The organism is Paenibacillus sp. J22R56 (assembly GCF_056269375.1).
The window spans coordinates 133952-151806 of record NZ_JBWDNV010000013.1 but is presented as its reverse complement, the minus strand read 5'-3'; the positions used below and the strand labels follow the sequence as shown (position 1 = coordinate 151806).

Below are 17855 nucleotides of genomic sequence, written 5' to 3'. Positions count from 1 at the left end.
GGTTTACAGCATGAAGTGAGGCTTACTAGATCCTGCGCGGTGCCATCACCTCCCAAGTAGAATTCCAATTACTACAGCGCCTGCCATTCCCCTAACCCTTAATCGAGCCAACCAGCACCCCTTTTGTGAAATGCTTCTGGAAGAACGGGTAGATACACATAATGGGGAACATCGTAATAATGATGACGCTCATTCGTACAGCCTGCGGATCAAGAGAATCCCCCGCCTGATTTATCGCAACGTTGCCAGCGCCAACCCTTCCTGCAATGGCATTGGTATCCATGGTGAACAAATAGTTTCTTAATACCATTTGCAGCGGATATTTATCCTGATCTTGAAGATAAACTAAAGCCTCAAACCAGCTGTTCCAGCTTCCTACAAGTCCAAATAAGGCAAACGTAGCAAGCAGTGCTTTGGATAAAGGCAGAATAATTCGGAACAAGACAACAAGATCATTGGCTCCATCCATTAAGGCCGATTCTTTAAGCTCGGATGGAATGTTCATGAAGAAGGTTCGAAATAGAAAGACGTTATAAGCTCCAATGGCACCTGGAAGAATCATGACCCACACCGTATCTAGTAAATGCATGCTTCGCATAAGTAAATAGGTAGGAATCAAGCCTCCGCCAAAGAACATCGTAATCATGAGAAAGATCGTCAGAAACTTTTTCCCGACAAACCCTTGAACCGTAAGCGGATAAGCAAACAAGGATGTAAACAGCAGCATGAGACCCGTTGAGCCTACAGCATACAGAATGGAGTTGATATAGCCCTTAAATATAAAGGGGTCTTTGAATACCGTTGTATAGGCTTCAATATTGAAGCCTTTAGGCCAGACGGTCACACTGCCTGAAGAGATGAATCGGGAACTACTCACAGACGTCGCTATAATGTTCAGGATTGGATACAGCACAGCGACCAGAATCATCAGCATAATTAGAATGTTAACTGTGTCAAACGCTCTGGAACCAAAGCTCATCTTTTTCATTGCTTCTCATCTCCTAGAACAAACTTGTATCTGAAACCTTACGGCTAATCCAGTTGGTCAGATACAGAACAATGAAGGATATAACGGACATGAACAAACCAATAGCCGTCGTGTACTCATATTGCGCTCCCAATATCCCCTGTCGGTAAACGTAGGAGCCTATGACATCCGCCACGCTGTACGTTTCAGGCGAATAGAGCAATATAATTTTTTGGAAGTCTGTCCCGAGCACGCCGCCAACAGCGAAGATAAGCAAGATAACGGTTGTAGATCGTAATGACGGCCATGTGATATGTACAATTTTCTTCCACCGATTGGCGCCATCCACTTCCGCTACATCATAAAGGGTAGGATCTATGCCGCTTAATGCAGCCAGGTAGATGATCGTACCGAAACCAATCCCTTGCCATATACCCGATGAAATGAAGATGGTTCTGAAATAATCTGGTTCGAGCAGAAACATGATTGGCGAACCGCCGAAAAATGAAATGATATCATTAAAAAGTCCGTCTCTCGCCGTAAACTCCTTGATCATACCGGCAACGATAACAACCGAAATAAAATGTGGAAAATACGAAACGGTTTGTACAACTTTTTTAAACCTCTTGTTTCGCAGTTCGTTAAATAGTAAAGCTAGAATGATTGGAGCAGGGAAAGACCAGAACAACATAAATACCCCTAACAATAAAGTGTTCTTGAGCACCCTGAACGCCATCGGATCATGAAAGAAAGTGTTAAAGTATTTAAATCCAACCCATGGGCTATCCATTATTCCTTTAGCCGCACTATAATCTTTAAACGCAATTAGAATGCCGTACATTGGAAAGTAGCAGAAGATTAAGACAGTCAGAAAACCCGGTAAAACCATCAAGTAAAGATATCGATGTCTCATGATCCGCGACCATAAGCTTCTATTGGTTGTCTCCAAAAAAACACCCCTTCAAAATCCTTTTTTTCGAATTAGTATACCAACTAACCATTTTTCGACTGCAATTTTAAGCCATACAGATGAAATTCAACCCTACTGCGATACTTCATTTGGAAAAGCTAGGAAACTAACCAGGTTGGAAGCGTATTCAATTTTGAGCCAGTGTAAGATGCCTCCTACACGATATTCAAGTGATGACAAGCAAACCCACATGATTTAAGTATAGAAAGGAGCATGGCCACTAAGGGATGCGATTCAATAGGAACGGCTTATCTCCCCCTTTCGATCTTATTATACTATGTTAAAATTAACACATACTTTTTGAGACGTCAATACAGTTTTTATCCTGCATTTTCCTATTATTTAAGTTAAAGTTAGTATAAGTTAGTATGCCAACCGTTTAACATAGGCTAAAAGCCCGATTCGACGACGAATCAGGCTCCTCACATTTTGTCACGCATCATTCTACCGAATTGCCGAAATCGATAAGGCGTCATATGTTGTCTTCTTTTGAATAACTCATAGAAATAGCTGACATTCTCAAGACCGGTGTCCAAGCTAATATCCAGGATGTCCATATCCGAGTTAAGCAGCAAATTCTCAGCATATGACATTCGCAGTTCATTAATGAATTGCGTAGGTGAGGTCTTCAGATGCAGCTTAAACATTCTGCACAAATAAGCATGTGATTTGCCTGACAATTGGAGTAAGGCTGATGTTCCCCTTGTAAAATGCTCTTTTTTCCTCATCTCCGAGCAAAGCGCCAGAAACCAATCCGGTTGTCCATAGGGATTATCCTTTTCCACTGTAATCCTTATATAACGGGAGAATAGATCCGTCAGCAAGGCCCTTACCTCTGCTTTGACAACCAGCTTCTCGTCCGAAGGAGTTACATTCATCTGGTCAAGCCGGTAACGCACATATTCCTTTTCCGTCTTGGACAACAGGATTGTCGGGGGTAATTCCGGTTCAAACAGTTTTTCACTTGGAAATCCAGCCCCTAAGAAAGTGAACAGCTCATCAATAACCTCTTTATAAAAAGAAAGATTAATGAACTGGCAGTCTCCTTCATTCGATTGCTCATAGCAATGAACATCCCGGTCGCGTATGAATACAAGCGTATTCTCCTGCAGGAGCTGCCGCGTGCCGTTTATCACATGAACAACACTGCCTTTTAAAATAAGAAACAGCTCAAAAAAATCATGGGTATGCATACCAACTGTATCGTTAATGGAAGTGATTAACCGATAGTGAGCTTGAATTTCCGGGTCTATCCCATCCGCTGCAAGAAGCTTTAACATAGCTGCCACCTCCTGTTCTTTCGCATGCGGTTAAATACCATGTCAAAATACCATAAAATATATTAAATATAAACAAGATTTTATGTCCTTCCTTCTATTACGATTAACCTGACTAGACTAACGATAGAAAGGAGATTTCAAGCAATGAATCTGATTGAACAACGTCAGTTATTCGAAGATAACAAACGCATTTATGAAAGTGCTAAGCTTAGCTTCCTAGGCATCCCTGGCTTCGACGTCTACAATCCATCGATTCCGTTCGAATGGAACGGTAAGCGCTTTATATATGGCCGAGTAGAAAAACGTGATGAATGGGCCCGCTCCTGGGTACGTTTGTTTGAACAAACCGGTCCGGATGAGTGGACTCTAGTTCCGGACAGCATGATCTATCAGCTTGAAGATCCCTATATCAGCATGGTTGATAAGCAGCTAGTCCTAGGCGGTACGCATGTCCGTTACAACCTTGGACAATTGGATACCTTCTACGGTTATTTTTACAAAGGAACAGATCTTCAAGATCTCCTCTATTTCACAACGGGTCCCGATCGTATGAAGGATATCCGGCTTGTCCAGCTTCCTGATCATAAGATTGGCGTATTCTCCAGACCGCGGAGTGAAGAAGTGCGTCAAAAATACGGCAGTGAGTCTCTCATCGGCTTTACCGTCATCAACAGTCTTGATGAGCTGTCCTCGGAGGTTATTGAGAACGCACCGCATATCCCTGGACTATTCCAGAAGGATGAATGGGGCGGCTGTAATCAAGCATACCTTCTAGAGAGCAGTAAAATCGGTGTCATTGGACATATTTGTTATAAATCAGACGATGGTACGCTAGCCTATATGAATATGTCATTCGTATTGGATCCGCAAACCAATCAGTTCACCGATCTTAAAATTATTGGCACTCGCCGATGTTATCCCGAAGGACCTGCCAAAAAGTCTAATCTGACAGATTGTGCCTTTACAGCCGGCATCGAAATGCGGCCTGACGGCAGGGTCAATCTTTACAGCGGGATCGGTGATACCGAATCCGGCCGTATCGTCATTGATTACCCGTTCGAACAGGAAGGGCCAATCGTAACCTTCCCGCTATAACCTATGAACCTCATATAAGAAAAGGAGAATTTTAAAATGGCTAAAACACAACGAATCGGAATTATCGGCAGCGGCGGAATTGCCGCTGCCCATGTAAGAGCTTATAAGCAACTGGCTGATGTTGAGATCGTGGCGGTCGCCGATGTAATCTCTGGTAAAGCAGAGAGCTTCATTGATAAAGAGCAGCTGCATGGAGCAAGTCCCTTTGAAGATCACCGCAAGCTGCTGGAGCTTGATCTGGACGGCGTCAGTATTTGTACACCAAACGCGTCACACCATATTACAACGGTAGACGCTTTACGTGCCGGCAAAGCTGTACTGCTTGAAAAACCGATGTCCGTTACCTTGCAGGAAGCGATTGATATGGTCCATGCCTCCCAAGAATCCGGTAGCATGCTGACAATTGGCTTCCAACCTCGTTACGACCCTAATATGAAGGTCGTTAACGACATCGTCCAATCTGGTAAGCTGGGCAAAGTCTATTACGTAGAGACTGGAGGCGGACGCAGACGCGGCATGCCGGGCGGTACCTTCATCCGCAAGGATCTGGCTGGCGCAGGTGCGATGGCAGACATCGGATGTTATTCCCTTGACATGGCGCTGAATGCACTTGGCTATCCAAAACCGCTTACCGTGTCAGCCTATACCTCCAATCATTTCGGCACTAATCCTACTTATCATCCGGAAGCAGCCAAATTCGATGTTGAGGATTTTGGAGTAGCGCTTGTCCGCTTTGAGAATGATCTGGTTCTGCAATTCAAAATTTCATGGGCTATGCACATGGATTCCCTCGGCTCCACGATGTTCCTTGGTACAGAAGGTGGTCTTAAAGTAAATCCTTTTGGTACAGGGAACTGGTCGGGCGTATGGGATGGCCGTGTCGGCGATATGAAGCTTTTCCATGATTTCATGGGTAAGCAAACAGAGACTCCAATCCCTGTAACCAATTCGGATACCAACCTGTTCTTTGAGAAGGTTCGTGACTTCTCCGAGGCTGTACGGGAAGGCCGTCCCGCTCCTATTCCTGGAGAGCAGATCGTCATTCAGCAAGCGATTATCGACGGAGTACTCCGTTCCTCTGCTCTAAAGAGAGAAGTCGCTATCGAGCTGCCTTTCTGATCTAATCTAATAGATTCAAAGACGGATAATGGCGCCATTGGGAGAAATCCCGATGGCGCCATATTTGCTAGTCTTCCATTCGCTCCCATTCAAAGCCAAGAGCTTTAAGTACTGCCCGTGCAATAAGCATATGTCCAGCCAAACCAGGATGCACACGATCAGAGGCGATTGCAGTAGGATGAATATATTTGAACTGCGAAGCGAATGCCGCTTGGATATCGACGAAATGGGCACCTGAGCGCTCCGCAACTCTTTTTGCTGCCTGACCGAATTCGTCCATCCGTTTGCGCATCCAATCTTCAGGATTAGGCTCCAAATAGAATGGCGTCATAAGGACAACTCCCTGAAGTCCTTGCAGCCCTTGCTGTGCTGATTTTACCAATTCCTCTAAGGTTTGCTCATATTCCTCCAGCAGAACATGTGATTCCGGTATAAACGGCTGATCAAATTGTCTCCATACATCATTGATGCCGATCATAACGGTCAGCCAATCCGGCTTAAGATCTATCACATCCGTCTGCCATCTCGCTTTTAAATCGCGCACAGTATTACCGCCAATCCCCATATTGGTTACTCGGATAGACAGTTCTGGATAAGCAGTCGCAAGGAAAGCATCCACCAAGGCCACATAACCTTTGCCTACACCTTGAAACAAACCTTCCCCTTGCGGAAATTTACGTTCGCAGTCGGTAATCGAATCACCAATCATAACAAGCCTTTGTCCTTGCCCAAGCTTCATCATTTAAGATACCTCCTTTGATTTAACAAGACGAATGGTCTTCACTTCAAATGGCCGGAATTGCAGATGAATTCGTTCATTAGTGACAGGCAGCTCCGTTTGGTTATTTTCCAGCATATCGGTCTCAAACAGAGTGGAATAAGGCAGTCCGGCACGAATGCCGCAAGACACCGAAGACCCTTTGCTTTCATATAGTCGTATAATCCAATCCCCAGTTCCATCTTCGGCAAGCTTAACCGTCTCTGCAATGATATTCGCCTGATCAACTTGGAGGAAAGATTGTTCGATCAGGCTGCTGGCTCCATGCAAAGTATGCATTGGATAATTAAGTTCATAAGCTTCCTGAATGACCCGGCTGTCGTGGAACGCCCCGTCCCAGAATAGGAAGCCGTAAGTGAATTGTTGTGTGCCTTGATCAGATGTCTCGTCCGGATAGGACGGTGAACGAAGAAGTGTCATACTGATCGTTTGATCTTTTACCGCAACCCCATACTTACAGTCGTTTAACAGTGCAAAGCCACGGTTCGTCTCCGCAAGCGCGGTCCACTTATGCTGGCTTACCTCGAACCGGTCCGCATCATGCGGCCGGGAAGCGTGATTAGGCCTGCGTACATAACCGAACTGAATCTCCTGCATGGATTCATTGGCATGAACATTAACCGGAAAATCAACACGCAGCATCTTATTCTTCTCATTCCACTCCACCGTTGTATGGAACTCAACTCTCCGGCTTCCGGAACGAATCCGGATATCCTGCACGATCGTCGATAGATGAAGCTTCCGCTTTATACGAACACTAGCAAAGAGTGGTCCGTTAGCCGTCACCGAAATCTCAGCCTTGTTCTCCAGCGCAACTCTGGACGCTTGATAACGGCGATCAATCTCCCAGGCATCAAATGCGGAAGGCTGGTCCCGGTACATCGCTATGACGTTGCATGAATCGGCTGCCCACTCGGTACCCGTCTGCTTATCAACGATACTGATGAATTCACCTCGATCATTCATTTCAATAGCCAGATACTCATTTTCCAGGTGTGACTCGGTAGCCGTAACAGCTGAGAATGCGATTGTTGGCGCTAATTGATCTTCTTGAATGACGCCATATGTAGACCAGCCCATAGACGGTGACGTCAGCTCGGCATATAAGGCACCTTCATGCCACTGTACCGGCACCACATTCCCCATATGATCTGCAATCGCACGAATGCCATCTGGCAATGCAACAAGTTCCTTCCTGTCCCAGGAAAGCGAATTAAATACGGTCACATCTGCTGACTCTTTCACTGCCAGAGAAGCTCTAACCTCGTCAGCCATTTCATGAAACGTCCCATGCAGCTTGGTCAGTTCAGCCTGCGCCTCTTCATGAACACGATGAATAGACGTACCGGGCAAAATGTCGTGGAAGTGATGCAGTAACAGCCGCTTCCACAGATCATTCATTTTCTCGTACGGATAAGCATTTGTCTGAAGCAGCTCCGCCGCAGCACCCCATAATTCAACCTCACGGAAGCCAATTTCCGTCTTACGATTCAACCGTTTCAACTGCGCCTGAGTCGTATACGTCCCCCGGTGGGCAGGATAGTACAGCTCTCCAACGTATTTCGCATCCGGAATACCTCTCTCCACTTGATCTTCAAAATAATCAATTGGCGAGCCTTGTCTCGTCCGAGGTACACCTTCCAGATTTTCGAGCCGGCGCAGGAATTCCATATCATCCCGGTTAGCCCCGCCGCCACCGTCTCCATGTCCGAATTGCACGAGTCTGGATGAAATACCGTCCTTCTGCATACGGTCGTTCCACTGTCCGATTAGGAACGATGGAGTAACCCGAATCGGATAGTCGCCATAATCCAGCAGATGTGTCAAAATTTCCGACCCATCAATCCCCTCCCACATGAACGTGTTATATGGGAATGGATCTACCACATTTTCATAGGTCTGGAACATCTTCACCGATGCAAAATAGTTGATTCCGCAGCCTTTCATAATTTGCGGCATATTGCCGGAATAACCAAATACATCAGGCAGCCAAAGCATTTGGTTGTCCTTGCCGAACTCCTCCTGGAAGAACCGCTTGCCATGAAGGAACTGGCGAATCAGGCTTTCCCCGCCTGCTAGATTCGTATCGGACTCCACCCACATTCCGCCTTCAGGAATGATCCGCCCTTCTGCTACCCTCTGCTTGATGCGTGCATACATCTCCGGGTAAAGCTCCTTGGCCAGTTGGAACAAATAAGGCTGACTCTGAGTGTATTGATACTCTGGATATTCATCCATAAGTGCGAGCTGATTAGACATCGTGCGGGCAATTTTCCGTCTCGTCTCCTCGATCGGCCACAGCCAGGCAATATCTAGATGAGACTGCCCCATTAGGAACAAGAGCGGTGATGTTGAACCGTTGACACATTCCAGGAGCGGCTGCATCAGGCCTCGGCAGAACTTCATATTATTTGCAAGCTCCTCCTCTTCCAGTCCGAAATCAACGGCGGCTATCACTTCCGTCAAACAACGGTTAATTTCCGCAGCCCGCAGCGAGTTGGCATCCGTGAACTTAAGAACCTGCCACAAGCATTCGAGGTCTATGAAAAACTGATAGACATCCTCTTCAAAAAGACATAAATACGACTCACCAAACACGGGCTGTTGGCCGGAATGACCTGCGTAGGCTTCAGCAACGAACTCGAATTGTTCACCTTCCCGGCTATTACGAGTCAATGTCACATCGTGATGCTGCATATCCATTGCACCGCTAACAACTCCGTTAATGTAGAGGGTCGCTTCCGAGCCAAAATCCGCAAGGACCACCAGTCGCTTACCCTCCGCTTCCTTCGGAGCAACAATGGTTTCACGCAGCCAGAGATACATCCAATTACTGCCCCAACGATCACCAGGATGTATTGGCTCGAACCCGTAATCACTAATCTCTGAATAGGAAAGGCGTTCTTTCGTGATAAAACCGGTAAATTCGACAGACGATAATTTTCTATAAATCAACCTTTGCTTGGCCCTAAGCAGGTTATCAAGTTGATACTGAATCTCTTTTCTCGTATTCAAATCCGGGTTCACATCCTATAGATTCGTCTTTGTTGTATCAAAAATTAGAAATTCGCAGCGTTGCAAGTCCATGACAAGGAAGCGTCAGACTAACTTCAGATTTGCCGTCCGGCAAGATCATGCGCTGAAGCGCTTCTTTATGTTTTCCGTCAAGCTCAGCTGCAGTGACATCGCACGAATCGGCGTCAATCATAACCGAGAAGCTCGAACACTCTAAGCTCGAATTGTATAATCTTACGAGGATATCCTTACCATCCCGCTGCATGGAACAGATTTCAATCGAAGGATCCGTAACCTGCAGAAGCGATATGTCTTGAGCTTTATTAGAAGATAACCGAATATGTACTGGCAGGAGTGGTTCTGTCCAACGCTGTGATTCCTGCGGAATGCCTGCGAGGTCCCAGCGATCACTATGCGGCAAGATCGCGTAACGCATCTCTTGAACATCCTGAAGCGGACGCTTGCCCCACCAGAAGCCGCCTTCCCCGCCCCAGCCTAGTGTAAGAGCAAGCGGTTCATCTTCCCCATGCGAATAATCCGTCGTATGATCGGAGAAAATTGCGAGACCGCTATTGCTCTGCTCATCGTATACATCCACCCAATTGAGGATGATATTATGCTTAATCTCATCCCAACGTTCATAGTAAGTATTCGAATGACGGCTTTCCGTTACATCAAAGGCCGAGTTTTTATACAGCTTCCCATTGCTTAAAGCAATCGGGAATCGAGCCTGCAGCTTAGCGCGGGTATTATGATGTGATTTTCTGCGTTCAGTGCTTCGATTCTCTGGTGCGATTTCCCAAGGGTCACCAATCCAAGTATCGCTCTTATAATGGAAACGTACATGGAAATCAATTGTTCCCCTGCCTTTGGCAACCGATAAAGTCGTTACATAATCCGTGTCAGCGAATGTCCCTTTCATCTCGATCACAACACGGAGTGGACCGTTTTCTTTTACTTTTACAACAACAGGAGACTCCGTGCTGCTTGCCCATCGCGCTTCGGAGATGAGGTAGCCCGTAAATTCATTAAACGGACGATCTGGAGAAGCGATTGATCGGTTTTGTTCCCGGTCAAATAACGCTGTAATGACACCGCCTCTTGTCGAGTCGATATGAATTTTATATAAATCGGTCGTGATTACGACATAATCGTCATGCACAACAACACTTGCGCCGTTATCATCCTGTTTGGGGTAAGCATCTGTCTCCGAGGCAGCCTGCTTCACATGCTCAATAACATAATCGCGGTAGCCCATCGCAGGAGGCTCTGCTTCAAAGAGCAGTTTACAAGCATAAAGAGATCCATCCTCCGGGGATACCCGCGTCGGAACGATCTGACTAGGAATCTGCTTGCCTTCGGCGTCTTTCACAAGAATGAAATTCGTTGACCCGGCTGCCGGAATTTCAATTTCGACTAATTCCTTCCGCACGATGCCTGCTGTATTAAATACTCGAATGCCATATCCTTGAGCTCCGCTTCCATCATCTTTTGATTCCGGACAAATACTGTCCACCGCCTGGTCTCGAATCTCATTAGCAATCAGCTCAGCCATCCAGCTTTGTGCTCCTGCCTGCCACGCCCATTGTTCTCGTCCAACTCTCGTTGTTGCACAAATCCAGGCATCATGATGCTGGGACAAGAGCAATTGATCCCAAGCTTCTCGAAGCTTATCCGTTGGATAAGAGTAGCCGCCTAGCACACTAGCAATAGAAGCTAGCTTCTCTGCCACAAGGACCGCTTGCTCTGCCGAACGCACCTCTCGCGACATCCTTTGTAGAGTCCCTTCACCCCAAGGCAATGTACAGCGGATATCCTCCTGAGTGAAATGCCATTCTTCGGAGGGCTTCACCGCAATTTCATCTATATACTCGCGCCACGTGACATTTTGAATATAATCCGCTTCAAGCCACGGCCTCGCCTGCCAACCCAGATCCTGCAGGAAGCTGCCAACGGGCTTGGTTATCCCTTGTGTTATACACTTATCTACAAATTCAGGCTTCATATATCCGGCTTCTGACTCCCAGCAATTCAGAAGCTCTTCGCACGCGTATCTCGGTACACATGGAATCGATGAGCCATCCGGTCCATTCCATAACACCATTTCGTGATTTGTCCCTGAAGCATAACCGCCCCATCCCGTACCCGGATTTTTAAGCACAGCACGCTTATAACCGAGTGAACAAAGAATTTGAGGATAGCTGCTGCTCCAGCAAGGCTCTTGTGTCGCATAAGTATCTATGATGATTCCAGGAAAATGCTTATGAATAATCTCTTTTCCGCGTATTAAATGCCGGATATTGCTTTCTCCGCCGATCACCCAGCCATACGGCTGGGCATAACTGCCCGCCACCATTTCAACACGACCGGCGTTGTCCAGCAGATGACTCTTAATTGCATCATACGAACGGGGATCTGTCCGGCGCAGCGCTTCCCAAGAGATCGGCTCAATATCAAGGCACAGCTTCCATGCCGGATTCTCCTCAAGACGTCGAATGACATCCGCCCAAGAGCCTAGCGGCATATGACCTTTTATACCGCCATGATAGCCATCTACGAAATAAGCCTTCTTGACCTGATCCATCCCGATCACCTGCCCTAATCGTTAAATTGTCCTCATTAATCCTCCCATTCTGTTCTAAGCAAGTATGTATACGAAGAAGAAGAAATTAGATTCGTCGTTTTATACCATTTTTATAGAAGGTGAGTTCCTCACCAATTTACTCCAAAGGTTAAGCGCTTACAAAAACCTAATAAATTCTACTGACCTTCCCTTCTTCTTATACTATGAACTTGACAGCCAAACTTATTATGCTAAGCAAAACAAGTTCACACACTATCTTGGAACCTATAGTAATACGAACTCCTAAATATTTCAAACCTTTTTTGTACAAATAGGAGCATATTCCTACTCTATTCTCAAAATTCAAAGTGAAATGTGTGGTTAATTTCACTTTCGGACAAAAGTTAGTATACCAATTTCATTTTAGTTAAGTTATAATCAAGGAAATGTTGTTATGAGGTGACTCGAGAATGAGTGAAAAAGAAACGGCACTGCCCAAGTACCAGCTCGTTAAGGACTATGTCTTAGCTCAAATAGAGAATCAGGAAATCACCAAGGATGATCGTATACCAAGCGAATCCGAATTTTCCAAAATGTTGAATGTGAGCTCTATTACGGTCAGAAAAGCACTCTCCGAGCTTGTAAATGAAGGTGTTATTTATCGCATACGGGGAAAAGGAAGTTTCGTAGCGGCGAATCAAACGACCATATCGGAAAAAGCATCCAATTTGGTCGCCTTTGTCATCTCCGGCGTTGAAATGTACGACAGCTCCTACATGCAAATTATGAAAGGCATTCAATCCTTTCTAGGCAAACACGATTGCAAACTGATTATTGAATTTGTGGAGAATAACTTCGAGGAAGAACGCGAGCTTATTTTAAAATTGATTCAGTCGGGTATAAGAGGGCTTCTTATTTATTCCTCAGATCCTGTTGCAGCGAAAAGCTATCTTAATGATGTTCGTAAGAAATCGATTCCATTTGTCATGCTTGACCGGTATCCTCCAGGGTATCCCGTCAATGTAGTAACTTGTAATAATCACGACGGAGCTTATGAAGCCGTGGAGTATCTGATCCGGAATGGGCATACAAAGGTCGGATTTGCCGCTTACGATTTCCATCTCAGTCCAGAGGTAGACCGTTATAACGGTTATAGCAACGCGATCGCTGATGCTTCCCTGCCTACCAACAAGAAGCTTCTATTTTTGGAGAAGGAACTGGATTACGATGCACTCACCCGCCAAATCCAGGAGGGAGACATTACCGCGCTATTCTGTGCGAATGATAAACGTGCGCTTGAAGTGCTTGAGCAGCTGACCAGCCGGGGCATTCAAATTCCGGAGCAGCTTTCGATTATGGGCTTCGATGATTTTGAAAGCTCTAAATTTGCTAAAGTCGCATTAAGTACGGTTAAACAATATTTCGACGTTCTCGGCTTTGAGAGCGCCAAGCTGCTGTTTGAAATCAGTGAAGGCAATTCCTATGGCAACAAAAAAGTAATGCTTCCTACAAGTCTAGTTATCAGAGATACGGTTAGACCGGTCTAATAGGCAAAAATAAAGAGATTCCCTATCTAATGGATAGAGAATCTCTTTTTCATTTCCTGCCATTTGTTTTACATTTCCGCTCCGACTGAACAACCTTTGATAAGAGTAACATAGATTCGTTCATGCTCAACTGTATCACCGCTAATAAGCTTTATCAGTTGTTCGGCTGCAAGTGCGCCCCACTTGCGCTTCGAATAATCAATCGTGGATAGCCGCGGCTGCGTATAAGAAGCCAGCTCCATATTATCGAATCCGATGATATGGATTTGTTTCCCGATCTGAACGTCCGGATGGTTCTGTGTCAAATAGTTAAACATACCGATCGCCATTTCATCATTGAAGCAAAATACTGCTGAGGAGACTAAGCCATTGCTGCTATCTGCCATTATTCTCTCAGCTGCCCGCTCGCCCGCTGCTTTGTTAAAGTCACCTTCAATAACAATAAGCTGAGCATCAGCTGTCCGCTCTACTACCTGTGTAACCGCCTGCAGCCGCTGCTTCGAATCATACGAGCCGTTAGGTCCCGTGACGACGTAAATCTTCCGGTGTCCTTGCTCGATCAAATACTCTGCTGCCAGCATAGCTCCTGCCTTGTTATCCAGCAGCACCTGATTAATATTCGAATGTGAAAGCTCTCTATCGAGCACAACAAGCTTATGTCCACGATCTGCATAGCTTAGCAGCTGTTCATTGCCAAATGTCTCGTCCAATATTATGGCTCCGTCGATCATTCGCTCGGGCAACATCCTATGGGACTGCTTGCCGCTGCATACAATAAGGTCATAGCCCTTTTGTGTCAGAATCTCCTTCGTTCCTTGCAGGAGATCACCGTAGAACGCCCCGCTGAAGTCGGTAAGAAAGACACCGATAATCTTCGTCTCCCTCGTCTTAAGCGATCTTGCAGCCGCATTCGGGACATAATTCAATTCTTTGGCGATAGCAAGTATTCTTGCTGTCGTCTCATCTGTCACCTTAGGGTTGCCATTAAGCGCATAAGATACCGTCGAGATCGAGACCCGTGCTTGTTTAGCGATATCCTTAATACTAACCACAGTTCTCGCTCCTATCTAGCATTGTTCCACCATTATATCACAAAGACTGGCGGTTCTTGGATACCGCCAGTCTGCTTCTTATATGAAAATTTCTATCCGATTGGAAGATGCATGCAAGCTTGCTTGCAACTGCTCACCTGGAATTTGCATACCACCTGTACGATAGCGGTTAGCTGACGGTATTAGCGGCATTTCCTTGCCGTTAATCGTTACTTTCGTAATCTGCTTCGCATCACTGATTCGATAGATGAAGGTAACCGGCAAGCCGTTCCACACAAATTCGAATTGCATGCCGTCAAGCTTGGCAGGCAGAATCGGATCGATAACCATCTCACCCTCTGATTGACGAATACCAAGTGCATTCGAAATCAATTGGTTCATATAAATCCCTGGGCCGCTTGAATAAATCCGCCAACCGCCTTTAACCGGCACTGTACCTTCGCGCAGTTCGCCGAAGCGATCCTGTGCCTCATATCGGTTGTTGAACTTACCATCGGAGCTGCTGAAATACGAGTTGCTTTGGCGCAGCTCTGCATTTGGAACGACATCTCGCAGACCAACTGGATTAATCATGAGCAGGCTTTGCCACACTTCATCCGTTTTACCCAGCTTCGCCATTGCTTCTACATAGCGGATATGAGCATGCACATATTGCAAACCAACCTCACGGCCGAAGTTCGCAGCTTGCTCTGCACGTTTAAAGTTTGTGCTTACGCCGCCAGCATATTGCGCAGGACGATTCATCAGCCGCACACCATCCGGGCAATACAGCTGTTCTTTAATAATGCGGTAATGCTCCGCCGCTTGCTCCTCTGTCAACAGCTCGCTGATCATGCTGCGCGTCATTGGGAGAAGACGGTATTGAATGCCTGTAGTTGTATCTGTTGGGTGAAGCATCAGCTTCGCATCACCTGGCTTCTCCATGTAGACAAAGCCTGGAATCACTTCTTGCTGAAGCATATAGCGGTTAAAATCCTCTTGAATCGCGGATGCCAGCTCCGTAAGCTCAGCTGCCTGAACCTCATTAACGGACTCCATCACACGTCCAAACTGGGCAATTGTCTGGTACGTCAAAGCAACGGTCCAACTGCTGATCATATATTGCTTCAACTGCGCATTAGCCGGCTGAAGGGTATCATCCCAATCACCGTCGCCATACGAAGACAAATGCGTATCATGCAGGAAGTGATCGATCATATAACCAATTTCCTTCAGAGCATGATCAAGAATCGTTGCTGTTTCCGTTGTGAATTCACCTTTATGGCGTACCGTATAAGGAACACGCTCTTGCAAAATGCTGTAATCCTTCGTCGCAGCAATATAATCGCCCAGCACTTTCAGAGGCCATACAATAATATCACCATGGCTCTCTTCCTGTTGAATGCGGAAGTATTTGTCGAACATGAACCATTGCGGCCAATTGCCGTCATCTTCATATTGATGCGAATAAACCGTCTTCAGAATCTCTGCAACCTGCTCGTATTTGCGCATCGCCATAAAGTATTCCGTTGGTCCTTGGCAGACATCACGTGTTCCCCATGCCGCACCACCGTATTGTTCCAGACCATGTGGAACGGAATAATGGACGAGCATATTATGTGTGTACCACCATGCCAGTGCATTCACTTTGTCCAGCTCAGCTGCAGCATCAGCAGTACCTTCGCCAGATAGACGGAAGCCGTTCATTACATCACGGAAAAATTCACGGTAGCGCTCGATTTCAAGCTTCGATTGCCGCTCTGTAAATGGAAGATTCTCACCATGCAGAAGTCCTTGCATTGTGATCGTCCACTCTGCACTTGCCTCGAGTGAAAGAACGACTAACGAACCCGCTCCTTGCTTAACTCCGCTGACAAGCAGGCTCTCATCACCAACTGTCACATCTGCTCCTGCAACATTCAAACGGTATTGCAGATCAGGGAATACGGACGTGCTGATCGATTCGCGATCTGCCTTGAACGTAAGCACGCCATCCGTTTGCTCCATATCGAATGGAAGCTCAAATTCATTCGTGTTCATCGACACTTGGTTCGTTACGAGGTAACGATACGTTTTTCCGCTTATCGAGCGAACTTGGAGCTTCACCTCAGGTGTATCGACGGTTGTAAAGTTCGTAATGATAAGTGTGTCCTCTGCCATTTTGTAATACCAACGGGCATAGTTGAAGCCCATCTCGAACATCGAAGGCATCGTGAGCAGACGGTATGTTCCTTCAAGCTCAATATAGATACGTTGACCCGATGTCTTGAACGTATTCAGAGCGCTGCGGGCATTGGTAAGCATCTTATGGAAGTTCGTATTGCCTGCGAGCAGCTGGGAATTAAAAATACCATACATATAAGAAGTAGTCGTCATGACGTTCTCTGTCATTTTGTCGTTGCCGCCGGACATTAGAATATGACCATGCGGACGCTCAACAAGCAGCTCCTTCTCTTTCAGCACGATATGCTCATGCGTGTCCGTGAAGAAAGAAAGCAGCTTGCCATCCTGCCATTCCTCTTGATGACGGACTGGGAAATAAGCATCAATCTCAGCCGTAGTCAGCGATGCCGTTTGTACCGGTGAACCGATCGCAGTAGAGAATTCAACCTTACCTACTACAGGTTCAGTAGCAGCTGCAAGATCAGCCTCTTTTGTACACTCAGCCTCTTCCCAAGCATTACGTACATCTGTTGTGAACTCTAATGAGTCAACAGCTGAAGGATGATTCGCCTTAAACATCCCGTAAAATACAAAACGAGCTTCTCCGTTAAGCTGGGTTAGTTCCGATTGTAGTGCTGCATATCCAAATTCGTATTGGTATACTTCATTCGCCAATTCAGACTTACCAAGTGCTTCTGGCACATCTGTTTCTTTATAGCTGAGGCCAAAGAATTGGAACCCATCTGTTGAATAGCCAGCCGCACCTGTAAGTGAACCATGCTGCATATAAGGGAATGCGCCGCCTTGCATTGGCTGATTCTGACGGAAGCAGAGCACATAGCCTTGTTCCTCGTTTTTAAACGCTTTATGGTCGACATACTGAGACATATAGGCCTCATTTGTCCGTACCGCCCCAATATCAGCTAGCCCAATATCTTGACCATAAATGATATCGATCTTCGCTTCGCTTCCTTGCGAATCAAGCGTTACATCCCAGAACCAAATGCCGTCCTTTGTCGCAGTGAATACAACGCGGTAAGAAATAGCGCCAAACGCTGTTCCCTCCCATAGCAGACGTCCACCCACAGCCGACATGCGGCTTGTTGAACGAATGCCAAGCAATGGCTCGTAAGAAATGCCTTCAGCGCTAAACATGCGCAAATAAATGTTGTTAAGCGATCCATCCACCGAGTTCGACACCACTTGATTCAGCATCGTTCCTTGATGTACGGCTTTTGAAAGATCCCCGCTGTTTAGAAAATCAAACGTCAGATCTCCCGCTTTTACCTGTACCAAATCCATCGCGTTAAGCGTATTGATTTCCACT

11 protein-coding genes are annotated in these 17855 nt (G+C 46.2%); 3 read left to right on the top strand and 8 right to left on the bottom strand.

The features are described from left to right. Positions 1-91: 91 nt before the first annotated feature. The 3 genes from AC0YNT_RS27715 to AC0YNT_RS27705 form a co-directional block, all read right to left on the bottom strand. On the bottom strand, positions 92-988 hold the full coding sequence (locus AC0YNT_RS27715; protein WP_167276867.1) for a carbohydrate ABC transporter permease: 897 nt from the start codon (positions 986-988) through the stop codon (positions 92-94). A gap of 13 nt (positions 989-1001) precedes the next feature. After that, positions 1002-1916, bottom strand: coding sequence for an ABC transporter permease (locus AC0YNT_RS27710; RefSeq protein ID WP_475807522.1), 915 nt, complete (start codon positions 1914-1916; stop codon positions 1002-1004). Between the two features lie 443 nt (positions 1917-2359). Continuing rightward, positions 2360-3217 (bottom strand): helix-turn-helix domain-containing protein, encoded by an 858-nt coding sequence (locus tag AC0YNT_RS27705; protein WP_475807521.1) that lies wholly within the window; start codon positions 3215-3217, stop codon positions 2360-2362. A gap of 144 nt (positions 3218-3361) precedes the next feature. On the opposite strand from AC0YNT_RS27705, the gene AC0YNT_RS27700 reads away from it, so the two are divergent. Further along, on the top strand, positions 3362-4312 hold the full coding sequence (locus AC0YNT_RS27700; protein ID WP_475807520.1) for an MTP-1 family protein: 951 nt from the start codon (positions 3362-3364) through the stop codon (positions 4310-4312). Positions 4313-4348: 36 nt separating this feature from the next. Beyond that, positions 4349-5431: a Gfo/Idh/MocA family protein gene (locus tag AC0YNT_RS27695; RefSeq protein WP_475807519.1), complete on the top strand. Its 1083-nt coding sequence runs from the start codon at positions 4349-4351 to the stop codon at positions 5429-5431. Between the two features lie 67 nt (positions 5432-5498). Here the strand turns inward: AC0YNT_RS27695 and AC0YNT_RS27690 are convergent, their stop codons facing one another. The 3 genes from AC0YNT_RS27690 to AC0YNT_RS27680 are packed head-to-tail and all read right to left on the bottom strand — an operon-like array spanning position 5499 to position 11808. Then, the gene (locus AC0YNT_RS27690) at positions 5499-6170 is read right to left on the bottom strand and encodes an SGNH/GDSL hydrolase family protein (protein ID WP_475807556.1); all 672 of its coding nucleotides are present in this window, start codon (positions 6168-6170) and stop codon (positions 5499-5501) included. 3 nt (positions 6171-6173) lie between these two features. Beyond that, entirely contained in the window at positions 6174-9224 is a 3051-nt protein-coding gene (locus tag AC0YNT_RS27685) for an alpha-mannosidase (RefSeq protein WP_475807518.1), read from the bottom strand. Positions 9225-9261: 37 nt separating this feature from the next. Further along, positions 9262-11808, bottom strand: coding sequence for a glycoside hydrolase family 38 C-terminal domain-containing protein (locus AC0YNT_RS27680; RefSeq protein ID WP_475807517.1), 2547 nt, complete (start codon positions 11806-11808; stop codon positions 9262-9264). Positions 11809-12257: 449 nt separating this feature from the next. Between AC0YNT_RS27680 and AC0YNT_RS27675 the strand changes: the two genes are divergently transcribed. Then, positions 12258-13334 (top strand): LacI family DNA-binding transcriptional regulator, encoded by a 1077-nt coding sequence (locus AC0YNT_RS27675; RefSeq protein ID WP_475807516.1) that lies wholly within the window; start codon positions 12258-12260, stop codon positions 13332-13334. A gap of 68 nt (positions 13335-13402) precedes the next feature. Here AC0YNT_RS27675 and AC0YNT_RS27670 read toward each other — a convergent pair whose 3' ends face one another. Together AC0YNT_RS27670 and AC0YNT_RS27665 are read right to left on the bottom strand one after the other, a co-directional pair. Continuing rightward, complete coding sequence (locus AC0YNT_RS27670) at positions 13403-14386, bottom strand: LacI family DNA-binding transcriptional regulator (RefSeq protein WP_475807515.1); 984 nt, start codon at positions 14384-14386, stop codon at positions 13403-13405. 78 nt (positions 14387-14464) lie between these two features. Further along, the gene (locus AC0YNT_RS27665; RefSeq protein ID WP_475807555.1) at positions 14465-17830 is read right to left on the bottom strand and encodes a GH36-type glycosyl hydrolase domain-containing protein; all 3366 of its coding nucleotides are present in this window, start codon (positions 17828-17830) and stop codon (positions 14465-14467) included. Between the last annotated feature and the right edge of the window lie 25 nt (positions 17831-17855).

Coding starts and splice junctions, on each gene's coding strand:
- AC0YNT_RS27705 (WP_475807521.1), bottom strand. CDS start 3,217: ATGTTAAAGCTTCTTGCAGCGGATGGGATAGACCCGGAAATTCAAGCT.
- AC0YNT_RS27680 (WP_475807517.1), bottom strand. CDS start 11,808: ATGGATCAGGTCAAGAAGGCTTATTTCGTAGATGGCTATCATGGCGGT.
- AC0YNT_RS27700 (WP_475807520.1), top strand. CDS start 3,362: ATGAATCTGATTGAACAACGTCAGTTATTCGAAGATAACAAACGCATT.
- AC0YNT_RS27695 (WP_475807519.1), top strand. CDS start 4,349: ATGGCTAAAACACAACGAATCGGAATTATCGGCAGCGGCGGAATTGCC.
- AC0YNT_RS27690 (WP_475807556.1), bottom strand. CDS start 6,170: ATGAAGCTTGGGCAAGGACAAAGGCTTGTTATGATTGGTGATTCGATT.
- AC0YNT_RS27715 (WP_167276867.1), bottom strand. CDS start 988: ATGAAAAAGATGAGCTTTGGTTCCAGAGCGTTTGACACAGTTAACATT.
- AC0YNT_RS27665 (WP_475807555.1), bottom strand. CDS start 17,830: ATGGATTTGGTACAGGTAAAAGCGGGAGATCTGACGTTTGATTTTCTA.
- AC0YNT_RS27675 (WP_475807516.1), top strand. CDS start 12,258: ATGAGTGAAAAAGAAACGGCACTGCCCAAGTACCAGCTCGTTAAGGAC.